The following is a 25,167-nucleotide window of genomic DNA, read 5'->3' as shown; positions in this document are numbered from 1 at the left end:
AACCTGGACCGCAATTTGTGTAACATATTCTTTGGGGTTAGCGGTGGCCCAGTAATTCCTTAATTGGCTAATGTAATCATCGCCGATAATTTCCAGATTATTTAGCTTTAAAGTCAAGCAACTTTTTGATTGCACTTTTATAGTTGCTGTGGTACCCGTCAGGAGTGGCAATTTTGGCATAGAGTCCTTGCGGTTTGATTTGCGCCTGGGGGTATTCGTCAGGATAGGAGATGCGGGTGAAGATCCGGGTTATTGCCAGATAGTTTTGCTTTCCGCGTGGCGCACAGCGGTCTTCAATATAAATAAAATTCTCCTTGACTCTACTACGGGTATATACTTTATAATTACCTTCATATAGGAGTGTGTCAAATATACTGATTTGAATTGCAAAACTGAATACCGATGAGATAGGTGCCCCCAAAGGGGGCTTAATAGGGAAGACCGGTGCAAAACCGGCGCGGTCCCGCCACTGTAATAGGGACAAATCCAAGATATACCACTGCAGCGAAAGCTTCGGGAAGGTTTGGACAAGCGATGACCCAGAGCCAGGAGAACTGCCTATCTGTCAATCACCGTTTTTTACCCACGAGCGATGGGAAGGGGATTATTGGAACAATCTACCCTTTACGGCTATTAATTTATGCCGGGATTTTTATTTGGATGGTTCTTTTTTGTAACAACCCCCTCCCCAGAACCTATGGGAGGGGGTTGTTTAAGTGGTGATGCTTAAAAGACAGCAGGAAGTGGGAAAGAAATGATTTCTAAACTTGCAGGCATTGTTCTATTGCTAGTTATTTCTTTTCAGGGCTGCGCAGAAAGCAGTAACATTGAAGATACTGCCTTTCTTTGGCTTGAATACGGCAAAAAGATCAATGAAACGAACGGCTCGATAACGCAAACTGTATATCTAAATAGCAGTTCTGATTCGCTAACTATTGCTGACATTAAAAATTTAACAGCATTTTATTGTGACGGACGACAGAAAGGTGAAAAACAATATTATATCATCCCGATAGAACAAAAAGACGGCCTTTATTTCTTAAGGGTCAATACTTCCACTCAGTTTCTTTATTATGTATATGTTACAGGAACCTGCGCCCAAGAACATTTTACAGCCCAGATAGCATTTCCTCTGTATGGAGATGGGTTAGATAAAAGTATAAAAAAGGAACCGGTGTTGCTGGAAAGTTCCAAAACATTTACGTCCATTGACCTGGTGTCAGCCGGGAATTTCCCCTGGGCTCAGACTGGCCAAACATTCCAGTTCCTATATAAGCCAATTCATCCGTCCGGCTATCCTGTCCAAGAAATGAAACTCATCGACATAGGCAATAAAAGTTATGAAAAACTTATGCCTGGTGATGATGGTAGGTTTTCCTTTACTCCGCCCCATGATCAACGATTAGATGACGGCGGATATCATGAATATAAAGAGACAATTATCTATACGGAAGAATTCGTGGGAAATGAAGTATATAAAACTTCAATGAATTTTCTCCTGCGCCGCTCATTGTCTGCTCACAATAATCTTACCCTGGGCTTATGTTTCTTCTTTGCTGTAATGGCAGTTATTTCAGGTGTTGTACTATTTCGAAGAAGGAGTTTTAAGTATTAAATGATAGGTACAATACGCTTGCTAATACAAAATCTTATGTTTGTGGTATGGACTTATGGCGGTCGCATTGGCTTGAATTTTGGGTATTCTATGCCCTGCTTTTCCTGCCCTTATGTTCATGGATGCGCTGGAAACTGTTATCTCATGGCGCTGCAGGGACAATGGGGGGTTGGCTTCTATTTTCCCGAGTTGCTTTCCTACAAAGGGTTTAAGGTAATACTGTATTTTTTGATCTTTGCTATTTTAACAATCGTATTGTCAAAAATATGGTGCGGCTGGATATGCCCGTTCGGTACATTGCAAGACTGGTTGTCCCAACTCAGAAAGAAGCTGGGAATACGGGAAACAGAACTTTCCTGGAAAACCCGGGAGCGCCTAAAGCCGGTTAAATATGTATTACTGGCACTGCTTCTTAGTATTCCGCTGCTGATTACATATGCAGGACTACATAGCGATTTTTACTTATTCTTCTGTCAGATTTGCCCGGCAAAACCGATTATGCCTCTGTTTGTTGGGGATACGCGAAATTTCGCGTTGGACTTTACGAACACAATCACCTTGACCTTTTCCGTAATATCCATAATGATTGCAGCTGGTACGCTGATAGGAAGTTTTTTCAAAGACCGATTTTTTTGTCTATTTTGCCCAATGCTGCCCTTGATTCAAATGTCTAAAAAAATCAGTTTTATCCGGTTTGAAAAATCGGTGCATACCTGCTCGGGCTGTGGTAATTGCCAAAGAATGTGTCCTATGGATATTAGGGATGTTCATCTTGAAAAGACGGAAAAAAACGTTATGAGTGAAGACTGTATGCTTTGTATGAGATGTATTGAGGCTTGTCCTGAAGACAATACATTGACTGCAAAATTTCTTAAGTACAACATATTTTCTTCGTCACGAAAATATGTTGCCCAAAACTATCAACAGGGGAAATCATTGGATGAATAAAATTGTGCAAACAGAAGAAGAACGCCGCATAAGACAGCGAACAAAAGTGTATGAAAAAACTTGTGAAGAATATTGTCATGAAATTAACGTATTGAAAGAAAGAACTGACTATACCCCGGAATTTGACTATTTTTTAGATTTATTAGCATGTCCTTTACAGCCAGACCAACTACGGAAAAGAGTAGGCCGTCCGCTAATCGGACTTTTTTGCATCCAAGCACCATTTGAGCTGTTTCATGCTTTTGGGGTTCATCCGGTAAAACTATGCAGCGGTTCCTATTCAGCGCAGCGACTTTCCGCAGCATATCTGCCTGTGCTTATGTGTCCCATGCTCAAGGCATATATTGGCAGTATGAACTTTGGTGCCGCAGCACCTTCCTGTTATGATGCTACGATTGTACCGACAACCTGCGATTGGGTCGTGAAGATGCCTGAAATAGTGAAAGAAAAAATCGGACACTTACATTTTCTCGAACTTCCCCATGTTAAACAGAACGAAAAGGGTCAAAAACGCTGGGTTGAAGAAATTTATGCATTAAAACTGTTTTTAGAGCAAAAAACGGGCAATAAACTAAAAAGACAAGAGCTCATGAATTCGATAAATGCATTTATGAATGTCTGGAGAATTTTTGATGAACTGATTGAGTTAAAAAGAAAAAATATAATCTCCGGAATCTGGTTTACTGCCATTGCCAATACATTTATGTTTGATGATATTGGTAGATGGGCAAAAAAGCTAGAACTTGTAGTGAAAAAATTTCAATCAATAAAACCACAGACAAATCCTCATAAGATTTTTCTCGCCGGTTCACCGATCATCTTTCCTAACTTCAAGATGTTACAACTCATTGAACAGGCAGGTATGACGGTTTGTGCCGATGATCTCTGTTCTTCCGAAAGAATATTCCCCGGAGCGACTGTTTATGACGACCCATCTGAACACGGTCTATTAAAAGCACTTGCTGAAAGATATCATAAGGCCTGCAGCTGTCCAACCTTCGCGGATAATGACAGGCGTATCAATACTATTTTGAGGATAACAGCGAGCCACAATATAAACGGAATTATTTTTCATGTATTAAAGGGTTGTCATCCGTATGATATTGAGAGCTTTACAATTGAAGCTAAATTAAAAGCAAGCGGCAGCAAGTTTCTCAAGATTGAAACTGATTATGTGAAAGAAGACAGCCAAAACATTCTGACCCGTCTAGAAGCTTTTAAACAAACATTAAAGTAGGGGAGATAACTATGGAATTTAAAATTGGCCTTGATCTTGGCAGCACCGCCATAAAAACTGTAATTGTTAAAGATAGAGAACTACTGTGGAAAAAAGTAGTACCAACAGCGCCGGGACAGGAAGCATTGGCCCTCAAATTAATTGACGATGGCCTGACTGATCTGGCGATAAAGAAAAAGGATATTGAAGGTATGTCTGTCACCGGGTATGGCAAGAATCTGATAACGCAGGCACATACCGTCATTGATGAAGTCTCCGCCAATGCTTGGGGAGTATACTTATTAAGCGGTAAAAAAGCGCGTACAGTGATTAATATTGGTGGACAGGATATAAAGATTATCCGAATTTCTGAAGATGGAAAACTTAGTGATTTTAAAATGAACGATAAATGTGCGGCTGGAACCGGGAGGTTTTTTGAAATGGCTGGGCGTATTTTGGACACCCCCATCTATGATTTTGCGGCATTAGCTGACAATGCTGATGCTTCTGTCAACCTCAACAGTACGTGTGCGGTTTTCGCAGAAAGCGAGATCGTATCTCTTTTAGCCAAAGGGACAAAAAAGGAGAACATCATTAGGGGATTGCATGAATCGATTGCCAGACGCATAGCTGGTATGCTGGGAAATCAAGAAATTGAGGACGATTTGTATCTTGATGGCGGTTCGGCAAATAATGGCGGACTTGCATCCGCCATTGAAGATGAAATTTTTAGAGATGTTAATGTTCTATCCTATCCCCAATTCACAGTTGCCTATGGCGCGGCATGTTCTTTGATGTAATGTTCACTCTGCTTGTTACTAATTGTTATTGACAATACCTGCCAAGAGGGTATAGTATTAATGATAATATGACGAATAACAACTAAATATTGCCGAGCCAGGTGCCCTACGGGGCTTAATAGGGAAGACCGGTGAAATACCGGCGCGGTCCCGCCACTGTAATGGGGAGTTAACCCAAGGTATGCCACTGAGACTACTGTGTCTTGGGAAGGGTTGGGTAAACTATGAGCCAGAGCCAGGAGAACTGCCTGTCTGTCAATCACCGTTATTTACTCACGAGCGATGAGGAGGGGATTATGGAGAGAGCTTTTTGGAACCGCTGTAGCAAGGCAGGGATAACCATAGAAAACGAACTCTATTAAAAATAAACCCCCTTTCTGAATTTCAGAGAGGGGTTTATTTAGTTACTATTACAAGAAATGAGGAGATAATGTATGACGCAAGAACAAGCTGCGAAAAAAAAAGCTATCATTGTTGTTAGTTTTGGCACTTCTTATCCAGAGTCCTTGAAGCTAAATATCGAGAGCGTGGAAAACCGCATTCGTGCCGCTTTTCCTGAATATGAGGTGCGGCAGGCTTTTACTTCGCGAACTGTTATCAGGATTTTGGCCGAACGTGACGGGATTCAGATTGCTAATGAGACACAAGCCTTAGAGCGGCTTCAGGCTGAAGGGGTTCAGGAAGTATATATTCAGCCGCTGCATATTGTGCCAGGGGCTGAATATGAAAAGATTCGAAGAATTGTTAGTCATTATACCCATGAGAAGGTTTTTGAAAAAATCCGGTTAGGCCGTCCGCTGCTCTACGCCATGGGGCAGGACAACCATCCTGATGATTACGAAATTGCCATAAAAGCGCTGGCAGCTCAATTGTCGGCAGCGGATTCGGCACATGCTGTTGTACTTATGGGACATGGCGGGATGCATCCGGCCAATGCCGCCTATGGTGTGCTTCAATTAAAGCTTGAAGATGCCGGATTTACAAATACGTATATTTATACGGTGGAAGGATATCCGTCACTAGCCAGAATTATCAGCAAGCTCAAACAGAAACAGGTAAAGAAGGTTACATTGATGCCATTTATGCTGGTAGCCGGTGACCATGCCACTAATGATATGGCTGGCGAGGAAGAGGATTCAGCTAAATCACAGCTAGTAGCGGCAGGCTTTGCGGTTGAGGTATATTTTAGTGGCTTAGGTGAAAATACAGCTATTCAAGATATCTATATAGCTCATCTCAAAGCCGCCATGGCTCATCCGCACCATGGACATGTTCATTGCTGCAGCAAGGGTCACTGCCACAGTCAGGGTCATGCGAGTCATTGTTGACCCGGGGCAGGAGAGCGGTCTGACTGACAATCATCGTTGATTTTGCAAGTAATCGTACGAGGGAGGAAAACAATGAAAAAGTGGTTACAAGGGCTGCTGGTGGTTATTATTTTGTGGAGTGGCGCTATTCCCTGTTTGGGTAGTGATCAAATACCTGTGTCTACCTTATCGACCGGGGATAAGGTATATCGGCAGGGTACCAGTCTGATCGTGGCTTTCCATGCTCCGCGGGATGTATTGAGCACTTCAGTGATCAACGGTGGCATCCGGCATGATCTTAAGGCAGTGTTTAATCATGATATGAAAGGCGCCATTGGTGTAACCGGTGCAAACTACCCTCAATATATGCAGCAAGTGGCCGGACAGCTGGGCTTGAATCCCGGCAAAGTGACCAGTATGGGTACAGCTGCATCGATGGAGAATGCTGTGATACAGTCTGAAAGCTATCAGTCGCTTACCGTAACTGCCATCGCTACCGGCGGTGTGGAAGGCAACGGCGGGCGGGTCGGCGATCCGGCATCGTATTTTACTCCTGGCAAAAAGCCGGCATCGTATAAAGCCGGGACTATTAATATTATGTTAGTTATTGATGCCGATCTTCCCGCTGGCACTATGGCCAGAGCGCTTGTGACTTGCACTGAGGCCAAAACAGCAGCCTTGCAGGAACTGGTAGCCGGCAGCCGGTTTTCGACCGGATTGGCTACCGGCTCAGGAACAGATCAGACGATTGTGATCACTAACCCAGGATCACCTCTATATTTGGAGGATGCAGGCAAACATGCCAAACTGGGAGAACTGATTGGTCGCACCGTCAAACAAGCCGTCAAGGATGCTTTGCTGCGTCAGAGCGGTTTATCCCCGCAAAAACAGCACAGTGTGCTGCGACGTATGAACCGCTTCGGCGTAACTGAGGACAGCCTTTATCAACAATATCAACAAGAATACGGAACAGTTGACAAACAACATTTTTTAGCATCGCTGCGCCAAGTGGACAAAGAGCCGGCTCTGGTAACAAGTACGTCACTGTATGTTCACTTATTGGATCAAAATCAGTGGCAATTGCTAAATACAGATGAACTGGCTAAGGCTGGCAATGATCTGCTCTTACTCACTGCGGGAAAGTATCAGGTATTGTCTCCGGCGGTAGCTACCGGCGAACTGGCGGCTGATGTCCGGGCTTGGTCGGCGCTGGTTGTAAAGATTGTGGAAAATCAGATTAGTCAAGCGCATGGTGGTGAAGCACTGCCACCGGCTGTTTCACCGCAGGATAGGCAACATTCAGCTGATCAATTTACCGAATCTATGCTTACTGGCATTAACCGGAGTGATTACACAAGTTTTTCCGCAAACTTCGATCAGAAGATGAAAAGCAGTTTGCCGGAATCTCAGTTCCGGCTGCTCAGCCAGTCGATCAAACAAAAACTCGGCAACTATGTTTCCAAAGAGCTGGTTACTGCCGAACCAAAAGAGACTTTCACCATTTTTACTTACAAAGTGAAGTTTGAAAAAGAAAAGGCGGCTGTTACCGTGCGCACCGTTTTGACAGAAGAAGATGCCAGGCTTTTGGTTGCAGGTTTCTGGATGGATGCGCCGATGTGAAATTTTACCGTGTAATTGAATATCGAAAGAAGACAGGTGCCGCAAGGCTTAATAGGGAAGTCGGTGAAAAACCGGCGCGGTCCCGCCACTGTAATGAGGAGCAACTCCACAATATGTCACTGAGAATATCTTGGGAAGGCGTGGAGAAGCGATGATCCAGAGCCAGGAGAACTGCCTGTCTGACAATCACCGTTTGACCCGCGAGCGATGGGGAAGGGGATTTTTAGCAATGGTTTGTTAGGTTTTTAACAAACTACAAAAGTACCGCCAATATACTTCCGGGTCAGTTCTGGAAGTGTATTTTTTTTGTTAAATCTTTAACTAAAGGAGAAATCATTGATGAAAAAAATGAAAACGACTAAAAAAAGAAATGCTTTGCTGTATGCTATGGTGACAAGCGCGTTGTTATGTCAGATTCCAGGCGGCGCTCAGGCGGAGGAGCAAGACCAGTTTGCTTTTGACCAGGTAGTGATTACGGCCAATCGCATGCCAACTAAAATATCGGAAACGGCAGCGAATGTAACGGTAATCACCAGTGAAGAGATTGAGAAAGGAAATTATCACAATTTAGGAGATATATTAAAACATACTCCCGGGGTGAATATCGGCTCATATGGTAATCCAGGCAGTATTAGTGCTCCTTTTATCAATGGTAGTGAACAGGTCATTGTTATGATTGATGGCCGGCGAATGAACATGCCAAATGGCATTGGCGGCTTTGGCTCGGCAACTACTAACTTGACAGGCCTTGTAGGTACAGAAAATATTGAACGTATTGAAATTGTAAAAGGTGGGCGATCGGCCTTATATGGTGCGGATGCTGTTGGCGGCGTAATTAATATCATCACCAAAAAGGGGGAAAAAAATCAAACTACTGTCAAGGTTTCTGGCGGCAATTGGGATGGTCGCAATTTTTCAATGACAAATCAGGGAAAAGAGGGTGACTTTGGTTGGTATTTTAGTGCTGATAAAAAACATTTAGGCAATTATACCGATGGCAGTGGTAAGACTGTCGATTATACAGGTGTTGATCAAAATGCGTATACCCTGAGGCTGGATAACAAGGTGGGCAATGGTGATTTGACAGTATCCTATGAATATTTTAATGATGAAAATGAAACTAAAGCTGCGGCTGAATATGACAAGATCAGGCAGCACAATTGGGATATTACTTACAAAGAAAGCACCTCAGCCACTACCGATTACCAAGTAAAGGTCTATCAGAATGCTTCCCATCGGTTTAGTGAAAGCTCTGACCATGATGTAAGAATTAAAGGATTCAATTACCAAATTAATTCAAAACTTGGTGATAAGCATACGTTGACCTCAGGAATTGACTGGCGTAAGGATGAAATCCAAAGTTCATCTTATGGCAATAAAGATAATACCGTAAAGGGGCTTTACCTCCAGGATAGATGGGATATAGCTGAAAAATTTAGTTTAACTCCGGGCTTTCGTTACGATGATAATGGCGTATATGGCAAGAGTTCAACTCCACATGTTGCGGCAAATTATAAAGCCAGTAACAGAACTACTTATTACGCATCATGGGGCGAGGTATTTCACGCCCCGCGGTTTGACGATTTGTACTGGCCGCATCAGGTAAATACCTATGGATCGAAGACCTATACATATGACGGCAATCCTGATTTAAAGCCGGAAACCGGCTGGAGTATGGAAGTGGGTATGAACCACAGATTTGATGATACTACCGAAGGAAAAATTTCATATTTTAAACGCAAATTGTCGGATGCCATTACCTGGAAGGATATTGGCACAGATGTAAATAACCAACATTGGATACCGTCAAATATTGATAAACAAAAAGCCGATGGCATTGAACTTCAGGTAAGTAAACAGTTGACTCCTGTACTAACAGGATTTGTCGGCTTTAATTATGTGGATGCCCAAAATAAAAGCGGCAGCGCGAATTATACCCAAGACACCAATATTCCTAAAAAGACCTGGAATATTGGTGTATCCTATGCGGATAAAAAAGTAAGTGTTGATGTTAAAGGCACAGCGGCATTTGATAGAACAGACCCTAAATACTACAAGTATATCGAAAAAAGTTTTTGGGTGTGGGATGCTGATGTCAATTGGAAATTAAGCAAGGAATATACAACCTTTCTCACTGTTAACAATATTTTTGATAAGTATTATGACGGTTATGCCAGTTATCCGCGTGGCGGGCGTAACTATGTAATAGGGGTAAAAGCTGTATTTTAATGGATAAATTTTGCAATAACCGTCAATCAGATTAGTTGGCGGTTATTGGCGTGTTACGATAGGCGGGATAGCTGACAGTTTGGCAGGAAGGGAGTGAACATATCTAAAAATGAGAAAAATTATTAACAGCAGAAAGCGCCGACTGATGTTCGGAGTTGTGGTGGGAGCTGTAGTTTTTCTCGGAGCAATGATGTCTTGGAAAACCCATAATACTAGTTCGGTAAATATGGCTAAGATTAGTGCGATGAAACCTTTGGTGTCAGTAGAGACTGTCCGGCGGCAGGATATGTTGTCAAGGATTGTATTAAACGGCCAGACAGTGGCGGCAGCGCAGGTCGATATAGCCCCCAAGTATAAGGGGTATATCACACAGGTTGCCGTAGAATTGGGGCAGCCTGTAACTGCCGGGCAAGTGCTGGTTGTGCAGGATACTAAGGATATCGAACTTGCCATTGCCCAGACAATGGCAGCCATCCGGCAGGCCAGAGCTGAAACCATCGAAACAAAAGCGTCCTTTTCTGCAGACTATCAGAAAGCAGCGGCTGATTATGAACGGAATCTTGCTAATTATCAGCGTTATGAGACCTTACATACTAGTGGAGCTGTTTCCCGTGAGACGCTTGATACGGCAAAGCAGCAAATGATTAATGCCAAGTCTGCTTTGGCGGCTTTACAGGAACAGGCCATGGAAGGCGGCATTCCGGCAATATTGGAAAGCAAACAGGCCGCACTGGCTAAGGCAGACTATAATCTGGAAGCGTTGGAAAAGCAGCGTGAAGATATGATACTGCGTGCACCGCGGGACGGAATCATCGGTTACCGGCAGGCGGAAGAAGGCGCTTTTGTTCCGGCAGGTCAAAAGCTACTAACTGTTGTTGATAATGGCAGCAGCTACATTGATTGTCAGGTCTCCGAACAGCATGCAGCTCAAATTCGTATTGGCATGCAGGTGAAGATTGCTATTGACTCGCTGGGGCAGGAATATCCGGGCACGATTATTTATGTGAGTCCGGCAAGTGATGCTAAGACTCAGGCTTTTACTGTTAGACTAGTACTGACGCAGAGAGAGCCGGCGATAAGAAGCGGTATGTTTGCCCATGCTGATATTATTGGGCTACTAAGAAAGCAGACTATATTTGTTGCCAAAACGGCTATTTCGGAAAAAAATGGTAAGAAATACGTATTTGTAATTAATGATAACAATCAAGCCGAACAACGCCTGGTGACAACTGGCCAACGCAATGATGATTCTGTGGAGATACTTACAGGCATTAACGAAGGAGAGCGCGTGGCGGTCAGTAATATCGCCCGCCTTAAACAGGATACGGTGGTTGAAGTGGAAGCAAGAGGAACAGTCTTATGAACATTACTCGCTTTTCCATTCAACGTCCTGTAGGCATAACAATGATTGTTATGTTATTTGTGGTGCTTGGTTTATATAGTTTCTTTCACATCGGGGTTGAGTTATTGCCGACACTGAATAATCCTTATTTCTCTATATCTGTTGAATATTCAGGGGCAAGTGTGGAGGAAATGGAAGAAAGTGTCATTAAACCTTTAGAGAAGGAACTTGCATCTTTATCACATTTGCAAAAGATTCTCGCGATAGCAAAACCAGAAAAAGCTACGATAGTATTAGAGTTTGACTATACGGCCAATACCGATATCGCGTCTATTGATGCGTCTAAGGCGATTAACCGGGTGCGCAAAAATCTGCCAGATGAAGTCGATGAACCTGTAATAATCAGGCGGGACGCCAACTCTGAGCCGATTATGGAAATTGCGGTAAAAGCCAAATATACATTGTCCGATATTTATGGCAAAGCGGATCAGATTTTCAAAGAACGGCTGCAGCGGGCTGATGGTGTTTCTGATGTTACGGTTGGTGGCGGGCGTGACCGGGAAGTGGCTATTTTGGTGAACCGTGATAAATTATCTTTGTACAATTTGTCGCTAGACCAGATTGCTAAGCGCATTGAAGAAGATAATCTGCTGCTGCCTGCCGGTTCGGTATATACGGATACGCAGGAAAGTGATGTACGCTTGGCAGCCCGTTATAATTCACCAGATGAAATTAAGCGGTTATATCTTCCCAATGCCAATGGTGCCGCTATTCCTTTAACTGAACTTGCGGAAGTAACTGAGCAAGACAGCCGTGTAAGCCGCTATGCCAGGATAAACGGAGATGATACGGTTTCCTTAAAAGTGTATAAAAACAGTGATGCCAATATTGTTAATACTGTTAAGGCTATACAGGCGCAACTGGCAGCGCTGCAAAGCGAATATCCGGACTATCAGTTTATTGTGGTGGCTAATGATGCCAATTATATTGATAAATCCTTGAAGAACACACTGACTGCGCTGGTCGAGGGCATAATTACCACTGGCTTGGTGCTGTTTTTGTTTCTGCGTGGTTGGCGGTCAACGGTTGCCGTCATGATTGCCATACCTACCTCATTAATCTCTACTTTTTTGGTTATGTATGCGATAGGCTTTACCTTTAATATGATGTCTTTGATGGGTATGGCTTTGTGCATTGGGATACTGGTTGATGATGCGATTGTTGTGCTGGAAAATATTCACCGGCACCGGCAAATGGGTAAGTCACCTGCAGCAGCGGCGGAAGAAGGCCGCAATGAAATTGGTATGGCCGCAATTGCGATGACCTTGTGTGATGTGGTCGTGTTTTTGCCGATTGCCTTTATGACTGATATGACTGGTCAGTACTTTCGCCAATTTGGCTTAACGATTGTATTTGCCACGTTGTTTTCCTTGTTCATATCATTTACGCTGACGCCTATGCTGGCCTCACGTTTGTTTACAACCGGAGCATCGCAGGAAGCATTGGGGAAAGTATGGGCGTTTGTGGACAAGTTAGAAACAGCCGCAGTTAGGAGATACGAGCAGCTATTATGCTGGAGTCTGGCAAATGGCAAGCGGGTTGTCGGTGCTGTTTTTATTTTGTTTATTGCCACTATTTTGTTGTTGCCAACCGGAATTATTGGTGCCGAGTATATGCCGCTAACAGATGAAAGCAGCTTCCAGATTTCTGTTGAATTACCGGTAGGTCAAAATCTGGAGATGACAGATGCGGTAGTGACTGAGTTAGAGCAGTATGTACTATCAATCCCGGAAGTGACTTATTGTTTAAGTGATGTAGGGTTGACCAGCAGCAACAAAGCCAAGCTGACTGTGCAGCTTGTTAGTAAAAAAGAACGCAGTCGCAGCGTTTGGCAAATTACTGATGCTACTCGAAGCTTTGCTAAAAACAATCTTCCCCAAGCAGCGGTACGAATTTCTGAAGCAAAGTCATCCGTAGCCGGTATTTCGACAGGTGGCGGAGAAGAGCATTCCTCACTGCTGATTTATTTGTTGGGATCAGATATGGATAGCTTGATTAAAGCTTCCTATCAAATGCAAAAAATACTGACAAAGGTTACAGGCACCAAAGATATTCGGAGTAACTACCGGGTGGGGGTTCCAGAATTCAAACTAACAGTGGATAGGGACAGAATGAAATTTTTTAATACCTCGGTGCAGGATGTTAAGGAAGCGTTTTCCGGTGCTATTAGTGGTAAGAAAGCCGGTGTACTACCAAATGACAGCCAAAATAACGGGCGGGATACAGATATTATTGTCCGGCTCAAGGGCAGTGATAGTTTTAAACTCTCAGACCTGACAAGTATTCCGGTTAAAGCTGATAATAAAACAGTATTTCTTGGTGATGTGGCTCATATTGAAGAAACGGTTGGGCCTACTGGTATTACCCGGATTAATAAGCAGCGCTCTGTCATTGTACAAGCCAATGTAACTGATCGACCGTTAAACGAAGTGGTGCAAGAACTGGAAAGTTTGATTAAACAAGACGGGTTGTCTGAGGGCGTGACCTACCGTTTGGGCGGTCAGGCGGCTAATATGGGGAGCAGCTATGGCGAAATTATCCAGGCGTTACTCTTGTCCCTGCTGTTGGTGTATATGCTGTTGGCTGTACTGTATGAATCGGCGTTTACCCCCATGATACGAATGCTATCATTACCGCTAGGTTTAATAGGAAGCTTGTTATTGCTCCTATTTACCAATAATACCATCAATATCTATTCGCTTATCGGTTTTTTGGTCATGGATGGTTTGGTAGCTAAAAATGGCACGTTGCTGCTTGATTATACCCTGACGCTAATGGGGCGGGGGATGAGCGCCTATGAGGCGTTGGTGGAAGCAGGCAAGACCCGCCTGAAACCCATCTTTATGACCACCCTTACCATGATTGTGGGGATGCTGCCAACTGCTCTGTCTTTAAGTGAAGGATCAGAGACAAGAGTTAGTATGGCCTGGGTAATCATTGGCGGGTTGTTGTCATCTACAGTATTTACGTTGCTTGTTATCCCGATTGTTTTCTTGTTTTTTGAACACTATCCTGTACGGACCTGGTTTGTAGGCGCGCTCGGCTATGTAAAAAGATGGACAGGTTATTAAGATTACTGCCGGTGGTGAGGCCGGGAAAAAGAGGCTTTTAAAGAAGCTTTTATTGATTATTGAGAGGGGTTTTTCCATTGAAGAAACAATGTCTTGTCAAGTCAGTTTTATGGAAGAAAGTGTGTTTAGGACTGTTACTTGCCAACAGCGTATATTTTCCTGTTAGTAGTTGTTTGGCGGCAATAACCGATGAAACAGAAAAATTTACGTTAGATTCAGTGGTGGTTACGGCACAACGAAGTGAAACCAGGGATTTGAATACACCGGCGGCAGTAACGGTAATTACTGCCGAAGAACTGAAAGAAACCGGCGCGGTAAATGTTTTTGATGCGTTAGAACATACCATTGGCTTTAACAGTATGTCCTATGGACCGGCAGGTACTGACTATGGCATGTCTCCCAGCAGAACGATGATTCGCGGTCTTGACAAGGGGACTTTGGTTTTGGTCAACGGTGCCCCAATCAATTTATTGAATTATAATGGGTCTGGCGGAATTCCGCTGGAAGCAGTCGAGAAAGTTGAAATTATTAAAGGGGCAGGGTCTACACTGTATGGTTCGGAAGCATTAGCCGGTGTAGTAAACATTATCACCAAAAAACCGGGGGGCAAGCAGCAAAGTACTGTGGGTATCTCGGGTGGCAACTATAGTAAAAACTGGTCTGTAAGTTCAGACCTTGGCAACAGCGCTATTTATCTTAAACGGGAATATATTGCCGCTGTTGACAGGACTTCAAGAGAAAATATCACTAATAAATCGACTAATGCCGCAATCCAGCCTTATGGCTTATATAAAGGCACTAAAGATAGTTTTTATTATACAACCCAGTTAGGTGATGAACTGAATTTTAACTGGTCTTATACCCATACAAACTAACCGTCCGCGGTTCAATGTGAATGGTTCGAACTACATGTTATATAAATATGATGATATACGTAATAATCTAAATCTAATCTATGATAGTAAAAACAATAATGTTAAATCGGTGCTATCTTTTAACAAAAGATATTCATTTGGTGATAAATATACCTATTCAACCGGAAAGTGGGCTATTAGTGAACGATATAACATGTATGGTCTAAATTGGGATACCCAAAAAACATGGCAGTTAAGAAATGACCTTGACACATTGATTGCCGGAGTTACGTTAGCGCAAGAGCATTATAATGACCCTTCTACTGATGCTGCGGCTATTCGTAAAAATGCTTTGCGCAATAGTCTTGCTGTATATGGGTCCTATACCTATGCAGTTAATCCTAAGTTTAGTACAACACTAGGATTGCGGGGGCATTTTATTGATGATTATGCGACAACCGAAAATGTCTTTTTACCGCAAATCCAGACACTTTACAAAATAAATGACAATACTTCCTGGTATACTAATATTGGCAAGTCCTTTCAGATGCCGGCGCTCAACCAGTATTTTTCAAAGCAAGATGCTGATTTTAACCGCTTAAAACCCCAACAAGGCTGGAACTATGAAACCGGGCTAAAAAAGATAATTGATCAAAGCCAGTCTTTTAAATTAGCAGTCTATCATATGGATATCAAAGATCAGTTTGTTTGGAAAAAGAATGCCGACAATACCGACTATATGACTAACGCGGGGGATTTTCGCAATACGGGTATTGAAGCAGAATATGTAAAAATTCTTAATGACAATTGGAAATATAATATAGGCTTCAGTTATTCTAACCCTGAGAACAATGAAAATGGCTCATGGGAACAATGTAATAGTAGGATACAAACAACCACCGGGGTTACATACAATAAAGAAAAATGGCTGGCTAACCTTAATTTTTTATTTTTAGGTGATCGCGAAGAAAGTTACTACAGAATTAATGGCGCCATCAGTGATATTCCGGATCGCATACAACTAAATGCCATAATTAATTTTCATCCGGAATATAATCAATCAGTTATTTTGAATTTATATAATATACTTGACCGTGATAATTCTGTAAATAAATATGAGAACTTGGATTTACCGTTTAACTGGACGTTAAGTTACAATTATAATTTTTAAATAGTGTAATGAAAATCATTTGACAATACCTGCCAAAGAGTGATAAAATTAATAACAATTAAATATAGTTGAGTCAGGTGCCCATATGGGCTTAATAGGGAAGACCGGTGTAACACCGGCGCGGTCCCGCCACTGTAATGGGGAGTGAATCCAAGAATATGCCACTGGGACGAGAGTCTTGGGAAGGTTTGGACGAGCTATGATCCAGAGCCAGGAGAACTGCCTGTCTAAAGATCGCCGTTTTACCCACGAGTGATGGGGAGGAGATTACAGTTGCATCTGCTTATTTGGAGTCATTCCAAGTAAGTTATGTTGTTTTGCTAAATTTACTCCTGGCCATAGACCAGGAGTTTCTATTTGGTTTTATGCTGTAGAATCCTCCCGGCTGCCCACGGTAGCCGGGAGTTTCTTATTAGTGTCATTCTTCTAAACTCCTTCATGTTTGCGGGCCTATTATGGCCCGCGCTTTTTTTACTTTGCGGACTAAACAGTTATATAAGTTAATGGCAGCGGTATATGACACTGCTTATTGTGATAGTGTAACAGGAGAGGGTAATGGATTATGCATATACATGGTTGAGTATACCAACTCCCATGGCCTTTGCAGAATTAGAGGAGTTGGTAGTAAAATATGGTGATGAATAAACGGGCGACAACAGTCGGTAAGCGTGGCTATAGCTGCACTATGCCGGGAGTTTGGCGGGCTGTCTCGCATAATGAAGGGGCTGTGGTTATTTATCATAGTCCGCAGGCATGCGGACATATTTGCCGGGAAATGGATTTGGGGATGCATTTCCGCTTGTTGGCAGAGCAAAAATTTAGTCCGGAGCAGTATTCTGCTCCGTTGGTAATTAGCGGCTTACAGGAAGAACATTCAATTTTCGGTGGAGCCGGACTGCTGAGAGAATGCATTGAGCATGTTGCGGCAAAATACCAGCCTAAGTATATCATGATTGCCAATTCCTGCGTAGCTGGCGTGATTGGTGACGATACAGCATCTGTGGCCAGTGAGGCGGAAGCGGCTCTGGGAATACCGATTCTGTCAGTACCTTGTTACGGATATTTGGATGGCGATTATTACACTGGTTTTTATCATGCAGGTAAGATACTTGCTGAGCGATTTATGATTCCCCGGCCCAAGGTGATTAATACGGTAACCTTATTAGGAGACCGCGGGGGACCCAACGGGCCTGATGTAGCAGAAATTAAACGATTGCTCAGCTATTTTGGTTTAAAGGTGTATTGCCATTTTCCCGCCTTTGCGTCGATGGAAGATATAAGGCGGGTACCGTTTTCTGCTATGACTGTACCGCTTAGTGGCACCCTGTTGTCTTATCCCTGGATTCGTAAACTGGGAATAGACTTGGTCGGTATGCTTGGTGTACCGTTTTTTGACGGTGATTATCCGGCAGGGTGGCAGGCGACAATTCAGTGGTTAAGAGACCTTGGCCGTTTTTTACAGCAGGAACAACAAGCAGCCGCAGCTATTGAAATGGAACAGCAACGGTTAAACAGCCATGTTACAGAGTGCAATACAATACTGAAGGACAAACAAGTTGTCCTGAGTGTTGGCCGACCACTGATTTATTTTGATGCTACCTGGGTTTTGGAGTTATTTTCATTATATGGGATAACTGTGGCCGGCATTGTTGTGCTAAATGAAATACTCACACCAGAGCAAGAGCATGATTTACTACAGAAACTGCACCGGCAAACCGTCATCCCATGCTATTTTCAGCTAGAGGGTAAAGCAGTGTTAGCAGCAGCAGATATTGTTGTCACTACCCATGAGTTGGCTGATATACACACAAAGCAGCTATATCTTCCTTTATTACCTTTGGCAGGCGTGAGTGGCATTATAACGCTGATGACCAAACTGGTACGCCTCGCGCAACGTCATGACAAGCGGGGAGGGCTTATGTATGTGTAAGAATCAATGGAAAGATACGCGCACACTGGTGGAGTCCTGCGCGCTTACAGGTTCTGCCGCTTTCTTTGCCGGTATTCCTGATGCGATATTAGTGGCTAATGGCCCGATGTGGTGCTATTATTATGCGCTTCGTCATCTGGAAAAGCAGTGTCCGGCAATCAGTTCACAATTTTACTGTACGCAAGCTGATAATCATGCTGTTGTCTATGGCACAGAAGAATGTTTGCAGGAAACCCTGGATACAATTCGCCGCCAGACTTGTCCAGCCATCATACTGATTGAAAACAGTTGCTCGGTCAGCTTGATTGGTGATGATATTGCCGGTATTGCCAGGCAGGCCAAACTGGACTGTCCGGTGGTTTGTGTGGATAGCGGCGGGCTAGTCGGCGGGTTTGGTGCAGGCTACCGTGTCGCTGCCAAAGCTTATCTGGAGCAAATGCCGCTCAACCAGCCAGGCAGTGTTCAGCCGAATGCTGTTAATCTGCTGGGAGGCACGATTGGTTATTATAATGGTGCTAATGATGTCGAGGAACTAAAACGTATGCTCACGCTGGCAGGCTATCAAGTGTTGGCTTGCCCGGGAGCAGGTAGCAGTACGCAGGAAATATCCAATATGACTAAGGCAGCACTCAATATTGTTGTGCATGAGGAGTTAGGCCAGGATTTGGCTAAAACCCTACAGGAGCAGTATGGTATGCCCTATGTATCGCTGCCACTGCCTTATGGTTTGCAGGGTTCATTTTCTTGGCTAAAAAATATTAGTCGGAATTTACCATTGGTCTGCTTTGATTTATCTAAGGCTCAAAAGGAAGTCAGTGTCAGGGAATGGAAGCTGCAGGCAGCTACGCTGGAAATGCAGCGTATATGGGGCGATCTGTGGTTTGAAAAGACGCTTGTTGCTGCACCAGCTTCGGTTGCTGTAGCTATGGCCGAAGCTATTCGTACTGAGTGGCTGGATACAGGCTGGCTAACGGTAGTAACCTATGACCGACGACCATCTTATTCTGGAACCGGCTGTATTGATACTTTCCTGGCGGCTGATGGCGACAGTCAGCTCATAGAGCAGCAATTAGCGGCATTGAAGGGTGGCTTGCTACTGGGCAGCAGTAATGAAAAAGCCATACTGCTGCAACAATCAGTAACAGAGGTAGTTTGTCAGAATATTTCGTTGCCGGTATATGATGAAATCAATCTTAGCGACCAGCCCTGCATGGGTTTTCGCGGGTCCTGCCATATGACAGAACGTCTCTGGAATCAGTATATTGCTCATTGTCAACAGCGAAGTTGAAATAGATGGGTATAACCTTATGTTGCAAATGTGTAGACAATACAAGCAGGAGGAGAAAAGGATATGTGTAAATATGTTCCAAAAAATTGGCCGGTAGATACCACTAACCAGTCAGAACAAGTAAGTAACTCTGCCAAGCGCGTTTACTTGCATAATAGTACCGCGCAGGTAACTGCTTCACAGTATCAGGAGGGGTGTTTTAAGGCAAGACAGATGGCTTATCTTGGAAAAAAATGTTGGATATGAATGCAGAGGTCTTGCACATTCTGTCCGGTATTTTACTAATAAAGCGAGGTCTACTATTATGTCAGAAACCAAAGGCATGATTATTGTAAATACGGGAGCCGGCAAGGGAAAAACGACTGCTGCCTTGGGGGTGGGGATGCGAGCGTGGGGACAGGGACTTAAGGTATTGGTTTTACAATTCATCAAGGGCGGCTGGGAATATGGTGAATTACAGGCTGCCGGGAGAATGGGAGATAATTTTGTCATCCGTCAATTGGGCGAAGGTTTTGTGACAAATACAACCGGAGATGGCAGAACTGATCACCAAGCGGCTGCCGAACAAGCGCTCCATGACGCGAGAACAGAAATCATGTCCGGTAAATGGGACATGATTATCCTGGATGAAATCAATTATGCAATTATGTTCGGACTGGTTCCGGTGAACGAAGTAATTCAGTTGCTGGAAACTAAGCCACAGTCCTTGCACTTGGTGCTAACCGGACGTGATGCGCGGCGGGAAATCATGGACAAGGCAGATTTGGTAACTGTAATGGAAGAAATTAAACATCCTTATAAAACGGGAGTGATGGCGCAAAAGGGTATCGAATTCTAAAGACACTACAAGTTGCTGTGCGTAGAATGCCAGCATGCCCTGGTTTGCTTAAAACTGATTATAGACATACAAAAATATATATTATATAATTACATATGTTGAGTCAAGAAGACTCAAGACGAGAAATCAATGATTCTGTGCTTATATTTAATACTACTATCAGCCATGAAGGTTGTAAAACTCTGCGCAAGCAGTGTTTCAATTTTTGTGGCTTTTTTATATTTTCATATCTAACTATGAAAGGACAGGACTGGTGTGAGAGATATAATTTATATAAATAGAAAAATATTACAATTTACTTTTAGTATATTTCTGTTGTCGATCATTGTTTTTTTTATGGCAAGATTATCACCGGGAGACCCTTTGATGTCTTATTATGGAGAAGGCGTTGAAAGAATGACTACTACGCAAAAGGTGCAGGCAATGGAAAATCTCGGACTAAACGGCCCGCTATATAAACAATATAGCAGCTGGTTAGCCAATGCCGTTCAGGGCGAATTTGGTATATCTTATAAATATAAACAAAATGTTACGACCGTAATTGGAGATGTCTATAAAAATACAATTGTTCTGGGTGGACTGGGTTATGTATTGACTTTTTTATTTGCGCTCTTGTTAGGCATTTTTTGCACCTTACACGAAGATACACTCATCGATAGGATCATCTGCAAGGTAGGTGTTGTAACAACCTGTATTCCATCATTTTGGGTATCCTTAGTACTCATTTTGATTTTTGGCATTAATTTAGGAATGTTACCTTCAAGTGGTGCTTATGCAATGGGACAAGCAAATAATCTTGTAAGCAGGCTAGAGCATCTTATATTACCTTTAATTGTTTTGATAATAAGCCATCTCTGGTATTATACGTACATGATTCGCAATAAGCTTGTGGAGGAAATTAGACGAGACTACGTATTATTATGCAAAGTGAAAGGCTTAAATAAACAGGAAATTGTATGTAAACACTGTTTACGAAATATTATGCCTGCCTATATTAGTATTATGGCGATATCTGTTCCTCATATTTTAGGTGGAACTTATGTGGTAGAAAAAGTTTTTTCTTATCCTGGACTTGGTACGCTCTCTTTTGAGAGTGCTAAATATCATGATTATAATATGCTGCTGGTGCTTTGTTTACTAACCGGGACAGTAGTTGTTTTCATAAATATGATGGCCCAAATAATTAACGATAAAATAGATCCCAGAATGAAACATGATCGGAGCGAGAACGATTGGAACGACAATACGGCGACTTTGAAATAGTTGGAGAAAATTATCTTTCCTATGAGATAAAAGTACCCAAAAGAAAAACCTTTAGAGAATGGATAAAAGAAAAACCTTATATCTCGATAAGTGTGCTATTGATAATCATAGTAGGATGTGTTTTTCCCGGGATAATAACAAAATCGGCGCCTGCGTACATGGATCTTAGTAATACCAATGTAGCTCCTAACAGCACCTTTTATTTCGGTACCGATTCCTTGGGTCGAGACATTTTTACTATGATTTGGTATGGCGGTAGAATCTCTTTATTTATTGGCGTATTTGCCACAGTTATATCAACTACAATCGCAATTGTCTATGGAAGTATCAGCGGAGTTGCTTCTGAATTGATAGATGATATGATGATGCGATTTACGGAAATCATACTTAGTATACCCTCAATTTTGATCATAATTTTTGTGCAGGCAATGATTGGTCAGGCAAATCCAGTATCTATCGCTATTGTCATTGGGATTACCAGCTGGATGAATATTTCTAAAATTGTCTGCAGCGAAGTAAGACAAATTAGAAATAGTGAATATATTTTAGCAGCCAAATGTTCTGGAGCTAGTTTCTTTTATATTTTAAAACAACATCTGCTGCCAAATTTTATTTCTGCAATAATGTTTATGGTGGTAACAAATGTTGGCAGTGCCATCGGTGTAGAAGCAACTTTGAGCTTTTTGGGAATTGGTCTCCCGCTTGAAATTATTTCATGGGGCAGCATGCTTTCTTTAGCGGAAAAAGCATTGTTATCAAATTATTGGTGGATTATTTTAATTCCGGGCCTATTTTTAGTGATTACTTTAGTTTGTATTACCAATATCGGCGACTATGTAAGAAGGAACAACAATAAAGAATTTAGCAATTTGTAAAGGTATAAATCAACGAATTTCATTGCATTATTCACTATCCATAATGCAATTTAGTATAAAAGAAAAGTTCAAAACAATACCAGGAGGGAAATAATGAAGGTGAAAAAATGGTTAGTTTGGGGATTTGTCTTGGTTATGAGCATGGTTTTACTGGCCGGTTGTGGTGGCGAAAAGAAAACAGCAACCGCATCAAATGAAAAGGTTTTGGTTTATGGCAGTGGCGATTACTCCAGTATTAATCCGGCACTGTATGAACACGGAGAAATTAATTCTTTAATTTTTTCTGGGCTTACTGCCCACGATAAAGCCAATAAGATTATTCCCGGACTTGCAAAAAGCTGGAGTTTTGACAAAGCAACAAATACATATACTTTTATTTTAAGAAATGATGCAAAATGGCATGATGGTCAACCTTTTTCGGCTGATGATGTGAAGTTTACCCTGGAAACAATTATGAATCCCAAGAATGCTTCCGAAATAGCATCAAACTATGAAGATATTACCAAAATTGAAGTGGTAGACAAGGCTACAATAAAAATAACTTTAAAAGCACCCAATGTGGCGATGCTGGATTATTTGACAATTGGCATTTTACCTAAACACCTCTTAGAAGGCAAAGATATTGCAACAGATAAATTTAATCAATTCCCAATCGGAACCGGTCCCTTTAAAATGGAGAGTTGGGATAAAGGACAAAGTATTACTCTCGTAAAAAACAAGGATTTCTATGAAAAAGAACCTAAAATTGATAAAATTATTTTTAAAATTGTGGAAGATACCAAAGCGAGAGCCTTACAATTAAAGTCAGGAGAATTAGATTTAGCCCAAGTTACACCACATGATGCAGTACAATTCGAAAACAACAAAGATTTTGTCGTAGATGTAATGAAAACCGCAGACTACAGAGGCATTATGTATAACTTTAATAATCCTTTCTTTAAGGAAAATCGGGAAATACCTAATGCTTTAAGTTATGCTATTGACCGAAAAGCTATTTTGAGCAGCGTTTTATTGGGACATGGGCAAATAGCTTATTCGCCATTGCAGGCGGGAGAATATAATAATCCTAATATAGAGAAATTCGATTATAACCCGGACAAAGCCAAACAAGAATTAGAAAAAGCGGGTTGGAAGATTGGCAAAGATGGCATTTATGAAAAAAATGGCAAGAAATTGTCGTTTACAATCAATTGCAAAGAAGGAGACCAGGTTCGGGTTGATATGGCGACTATTTGCGCCCAACAACTCAAAGCAATTGGCGTGGATATGAAAGTCACTGTACAAGCAAAAATTGATTGGGATAAGCAAGAAGCCTTTCTGGTTGGCTGGGGAAGCCCCTTTGATCCTGATGATCATACTTATAAGGTATTTGGAACAGATAAGGGCAATAATTACAGTAAGTATTCAAATGCCAAGGTTGATGCGTTGTTACAGGAAGCCAGAGAGACTGATGTGAAAGCTGAGCGATTGAAATATTATCAAGAATTCCAAACTGAATTAACTAAAGATATGCCCTATACATTTATTACATACATTGATGCCTTGTATGTTGCTAAAACTAAAATAAAGGGAATTACGCCTGATACAGTACTGGGGCATCATGGTGTCGGCTTGTTTTGGAATGTTGCAGATTGGACGATAGAATAACAGACTTTTTTAAAAAACCAGAAACTGCAAAGGCAGAGGTAACTGCCTTTGTAGTTTCTAATAAGCAGGTGTGAATATGAGCAATTTGTTAGAAGTTAATAACTTATCCGTAAGTTTCAAAACTAAAGCAGGAGAGGTGCAGGCGGTAAGAGATGTTTCTTTTACTCTGAAAGAAGGGGAAGTGTTAGCAATACTTGGCGAATCAGGCTCTGGAAAGTCAGTGTTATGCAAAAGCCTTTTGCATATACTTCCGGAAAACGGATTTATAAAAAACGGCGAGATTGTTTTTGCAGGGGAAAATTTAGAAAATTTATCCCAAAAGGCAATGGATAAGATAAGAGGTAAAGATATATCGATGATCTTTCAAGATCCCATGACAGCCTTAAATCCAACAATGTCTATTGGTAAACAGATTATGGAAGCAGTGCTAATTCATCAGCAGATGAGTAAAGCTGAGGCAAAAAAGAAAACCATTGAATTAATGAAGCTTGTTGGAATTGATCATGCAGAAAAAAGATTCGACCAATATTTACATCATTTTTCTGGCGGAATGGGGCAGAGAAGTGTTATTGCGATAGCGCTTGCCGGCAATCCTAAAATATTGATTGCCGATGAACCAACTACTGCTTTGGATGTTACCATTCAAGCTCAAATATTAGATCTTATCCGGGAATTGCAGGTAAAAACGGGAATATCAATTATTTTTATAACTCATGACTTAGGAGTAGTTGCCAATATAGCCCAAAAGATCGCAGTCATGTATGCGGGGAAAATCGTTGAAATAGGAACAACAAACGAAATTTTTAGTGATCCACGCCATCCATATACATGGGGATTGATTTCTTCTTTACCCAAAATAGATGCTGATGAAGAATTTTTGCAATGCCTACCAGGAACACCGCCTAATTTGTTACATTTACCCCCAGGCGATGCTTTTGCCGTGCGAAACAGCTATGCTTTAAAAATAGATTATTTCTTTGAACCCCCGATGTTTACAATTAGTGATACCCATAGTGCTGCAACCTGGCTCTTACATAAAGACGCTCCCCCAATTGACCCACCAACAAAATTTCAAGAATGCAGAGTGATATAA

Annotated in this window: 19 protein-coding genes and 4 riboswitches; all 19 genes read left to right on the top strand. The window is 42.1% G+C overall.

Annotated features, from left to right (window positions below):
- Positions 1-392: 392 nt before the first annotated feature.
- Positions 393-576, top strand: a riboswitch (cobalamin riboswitch).
- Between the two features lie 178 nt (positions 577-754).
- The 19 genes from AC1ECB_RS10035 to AC1ECB_RS09945 all read left to right on the top strand — a co-directional run bounded on the left by AC1ECB_RS10035 (position 755) and on the right by AC1ECB_RS09945 (position 25,167).
- Complete coding sequence (locus AC1ECB_RS10035; protein ID WP_485668566.1) at positions 755-1,615, top strand: hypothetical protein; 861 nt, start codon at positions 755-757, stop codon at positions 1,613-1,615.
- Entirely contained in the window at positions 1,616-2,563 is a 948-nt protein-coding gene (locus AC1ECB_RS10030; RefSeq protein ID WP_485668565.1) for a 4Fe-4S binding protein, read from the top strand.
- A complete protein-coding gene (locus tag AC1ECB_RS10025; RefSeq protein WP_485668564.1) occupies positions 2,556-3,800 on the top strand; it encodes a 2-hydroxyacyl-CoA dehydratase subunit D in 1,245 nt (414 codons plus the stop codon). Before AC1ECB_RS10030 ends, AC1ECB_RS10025 begins: the two co-directional genes overlap by 8 nt.
- 11 nt (positions 3,801-3,811) lie before the next feature.
- Entirely contained in the window at positions 3,812-4,579 is a 768-nt protein-coding gene (locus AC1ECB_RS10020) for an acyl-CoA dehydratase activase (protein WP_485668563.1), read from the top strand.
- An 82-nt stretch (positions 4,580-4,661) separates the two neighbouring features.
- Positions 4,662-4,845, top strand: a riboswitch (cobalamin riboswitch).
- Between the two features lie 168 nt (positions 4,846-5,013).
- Complete coding sequence (locus AC1ECB_RS10015) at positions 5,014-5,907, top strand: sirohydrochlorin cobaltochelatase (protein ID WP_485668562.1); 894 nt, start codon at positions 5,014-5,016, stop codon at positions 5,905-5,907.
- A 72-nt stretch (positions 5,908-5,979) separates the two neighbouring features.
- Positions 5,980-7,506, top strand: coding sequence for an adenosylcobinamide amidohydrolase (locus tag AC1ECB_RS10010; protein WP_485668561.1), 1,527 nt, complete (start codon positions 5,980-5,982; stop codon positions 7,504-7,506).
- Between the two features lie 17 nt (positions 7,507-7,523).
- Positions 7,524-7,699: riboswitch (cobalamin riboswitch) on the top strand.
- Positions 7,700-7,845: 146 nt separating this feature from the next.
- Complete coding sequence (locus AC1ECB_RS10005; RefSeq protein WP_485668560.1) at positions 7,846-9,735, top strand: TonB-dependent receptor plug domain-containing protein; 1,890 nt, start codon at positions 7,846-7,848, stop codon at positions 9,733-9,735.
- Positions 9,736-9,844: 109 nt separating this feature from the next.
- Entirely contained in the window at positions 9,845-11,098 is a 1,254-nt protein-coding gene (locus AC1ECB_RS10000; RefSeq protein ID WP_485668559.1) for an efflux RND transporter periplasmic adaptor subunit, read from the top strand.
- Positions 11,095-14,208 carry an efflux RND transporter permease subunit gene (locus AC1ECB_RS09995; protein ID WP_485668558.1) on the top strand — a complete coding sequence of 1,038 codons (3,114 nt, stop codon included), beginning with the start codon at positions 11,095-11,097 and terminating at the stop codon, positions 14,206-14,208. Before AC1ECB_RS10000 ends, AC1ECB_RS09995 begins: the two co-directional genes overlap by 4 nt.
- A gap of 77 nt (positions 14,209-14,285) precedes the next feature.
- Entirely contained in the window at positions 14,286-15,083 is a 798-nt protein-coding gene (locus AC1ECB_RS09990; protein ID WP_485668557.1) for a TonB-dependent receptor plug domain-containing protein, read from the top strand.
- Between the two features lie 16 nt (positions 15,084-15,099).
- Positions 15,100-16,233 carry a TonB-dependent receptor domain-containing protein gene (locus tag AC1ECB_RS09985; protein WP_485668556.1) on the top strand — a complete coding sequence of 378 codons (1,134 nt, stop codon included), beginning with the start codon at positions 15,100-15,102 and terminating at the stop codon, positions 16,231-16,233.
- A gap of 58 nt (positions 16,234-16,291) precedes the next feature.
- Positions 16,292-16,474: riboswitch (cobalamin riboswitch) on the top strand.
- Positions 16,475-16,864: 390 nt separating this feature from the next.
- Positions 16,865-18,163: a nitrogenase component 1 gene (locus AC1ECB_RS09980; RefSeq protein ID WP_485668555.1), complete on the top strand. Its 1,299-nt coding sequence runs from the start codon at positions 16,865-16,867 to the stop codon at positions 18,161-18,163.
- The gene (locus AC1ECB_RS09975; RefSeq protein ID WP_485668554.1) at positions 18,156-19,451 is read left to right on the top strand and encodes a nitrogenase component 1; all 1,296 of its coding nucleotides are present in this window, start codon (positions 18,156-18,158) and stop codon (positions 19,449-19,451) included. The genes AC1ECB_RS09980 and AC1ECB_RS09975 overlap by 8 nt, the downstream gene beginning before the upstream one ends.
- 63 nt (positions 19,452-19,514) lie before the next feature.
- A complete protein-coding gene (locus tag AC1ECB_RS09970) occupies positions 19,515-19,697 on the top strand; it encodes a hypothetical protein (RefSeq protein ID WP_485668553.1) in 183 nt (60 codons plus the stop codon).
- Positions 19,675-20,289, top strand: coding sequence for a cob(I)yrinic acid a,c-diamide adenosyltransferase (gene cobO / locus AC1ECB_RS09965; RefSeq protein ID WP_485668552.1), 615 nt, complete (start codon positions 19,675-19,677; stop codon positions 20,287-20,289). Before AC1ECB_RS09970 ends, cobO begins: the two co-directional genes overlap by 23 nt.
- Positions 20,290-20,544: 255 nt before the next feature.
- Positions 20,545-21,552, top strand: coding sequence for an ABC transporter permease (locus tag AC1ECB_RS09960; protein ID WP_485668551.1), 1,008 nt, complete (start codon positions 20,545-20,547; stop codon positions 21,550-21,552).
- Positions 21,522-22,427, top strand: coding sequence for an ABC transporter permease (locus AC1ECB_RS09955; RefSeq protein ID WP_485668550.1), 906 nt, complete (start codon positions 21,522-21,524; stop codon positions 22,425-22,427). The genes AC1ECB_RS09960 and AC1ECB_RS09955 overlap by 31 nt, the downstream gene beginning before the upstream one ends.
- A 93-nt stretch (positions 22,428-22,520) precedes the next feature.
- Positions 22,521-24,074 carry an ABC transporter substrate-binding protein gene (locus AC1ECB_RS09950; protein ID WP_485668549.1) on the top strand — a complete coding sequence of 518 codons (1,554 nt, stop codon included), beginning with the start codon at positions 22,521-22,523 and terminating at the stop codon, positions 24,072-24,074.
- 76 nt (positions 24,075-24,150) lie between these two features.
- A complete protein-coding gene (locus tag AC1ECB_RS09945; RefSeq protein WP_485668548.1) occupies positions 24,151-25,167 on the top strand; it encodes an ABC transporter ATP-binding protein in 1,017 nt (338 codons plus the stop codon).

Source organism: Sporomusa sp. 246TCP1, from assembly GCF_057319775.1.
The sequence above is the reverse complement of the archived record's forward strand: the minus strand, read 5'-3'. Positions and strand labels throughout refer to the sequence as shown.

Bases quoted from the DNA above. Each gene is read 5' to 3' on its own strand.
- AC1ECB_RS10035 (WP_485668566.1), top strand. From the start codon at position 755: ATGATTTCTAAACTTGCAGGCATTGTTCTATTGCTAGTTATTTCTTTT.
- AC1ECB_RS10030 (WP_485668565.1), top strand. From the start codon at position 1,616: ATGATAGGTACAATACGCTTGCTAATACAAAATCTTATGTTTGTGGTA.
- AC1ECB_RS10025 (WP_485668564.1), top strand. From the start codon at position 2,556: ATGAATAAAATTGTGCAAACAGAAGAAGAACGCCGCATAAGACAGCGA.
- AC1ECB_RS10020 (WP_485668563.1), top strand. From the start codon at position 3,812: ATGGAATTTAAAATTGGCCTTGATCTTGGCAGCACCGCCATAAAAACT.
- AC1ECB_RS10015 (WP_485668562.1), top strand. From the start codon at position 5,014: ATGACGCAAGAACAAGCTGCGAAAAAAAAAGCTATCATTGTTGTTAGT.
- AC1ECB_RS10010 (WP_485668561.1), top strand. From the start codon at position 5,980: ATGAAAAAGTGGTTACAAGGGCTGCTGGTGGTTATTATTTTGTGGAGT.
- AC1ECB_RS10005 (WP_485668560.1), top strand. From the start codon at position 7,846: ATGAAAAAAATGAAAACGACTAAAAAAAGAAATGCTTTGCTGTATGCT.
- AC1ECB_RS10000 (WP_485668559.1), top strand. From the start codon at position 9,845: ATGAGAAAAATTATTAACAGCAGAAAGCGCCGACTGATGTTCGGAGTT.
- AC1ECB_RS09995 (WP_485668558.1), top strand. From the start codon at position 11,095: ATGAACATTACTCGCTTTTCCATTCAACGTCCTGTAGGCATAACAATG.
- AC1ECB_RS09980 (WP_485668555.1), top strand. From the start codon at position 16,865: ATGGTGATGAATAAACGGGCGACAACAGTCGGTAAGCGTGGCTATAGC.
- AC1ECB_RS09975 (WP_485668554.1), top strand. From the start codon at position 18,156: ATGTGTAAGAATCAATGGAAAGATACGCGCACACTGGTGGAGTCCTGC.
- AC1ECB_RS09970 (WP_485668553.1), top strand. From the start codon at position 19,515: ATGTGTAAATATGTTCCAAAAAATTGGCCGGTAGATACCACTAACCAG.
- AC1ECB_RS09950 (WP_485668549.1), top strand. From the start codon at position 22,521: ATGAAGGTGAAAAAATGGTTAGTTTGGGGATTTGTCTTGGTTATGAGC.
- AC1ECB_RS09945 (WP_485668548.1), top strand. From the start codon at position 24,151: ATGAGCAATTTGTTAGAAGTTAATAACTTATCCGTAAGTTTCAAAACT.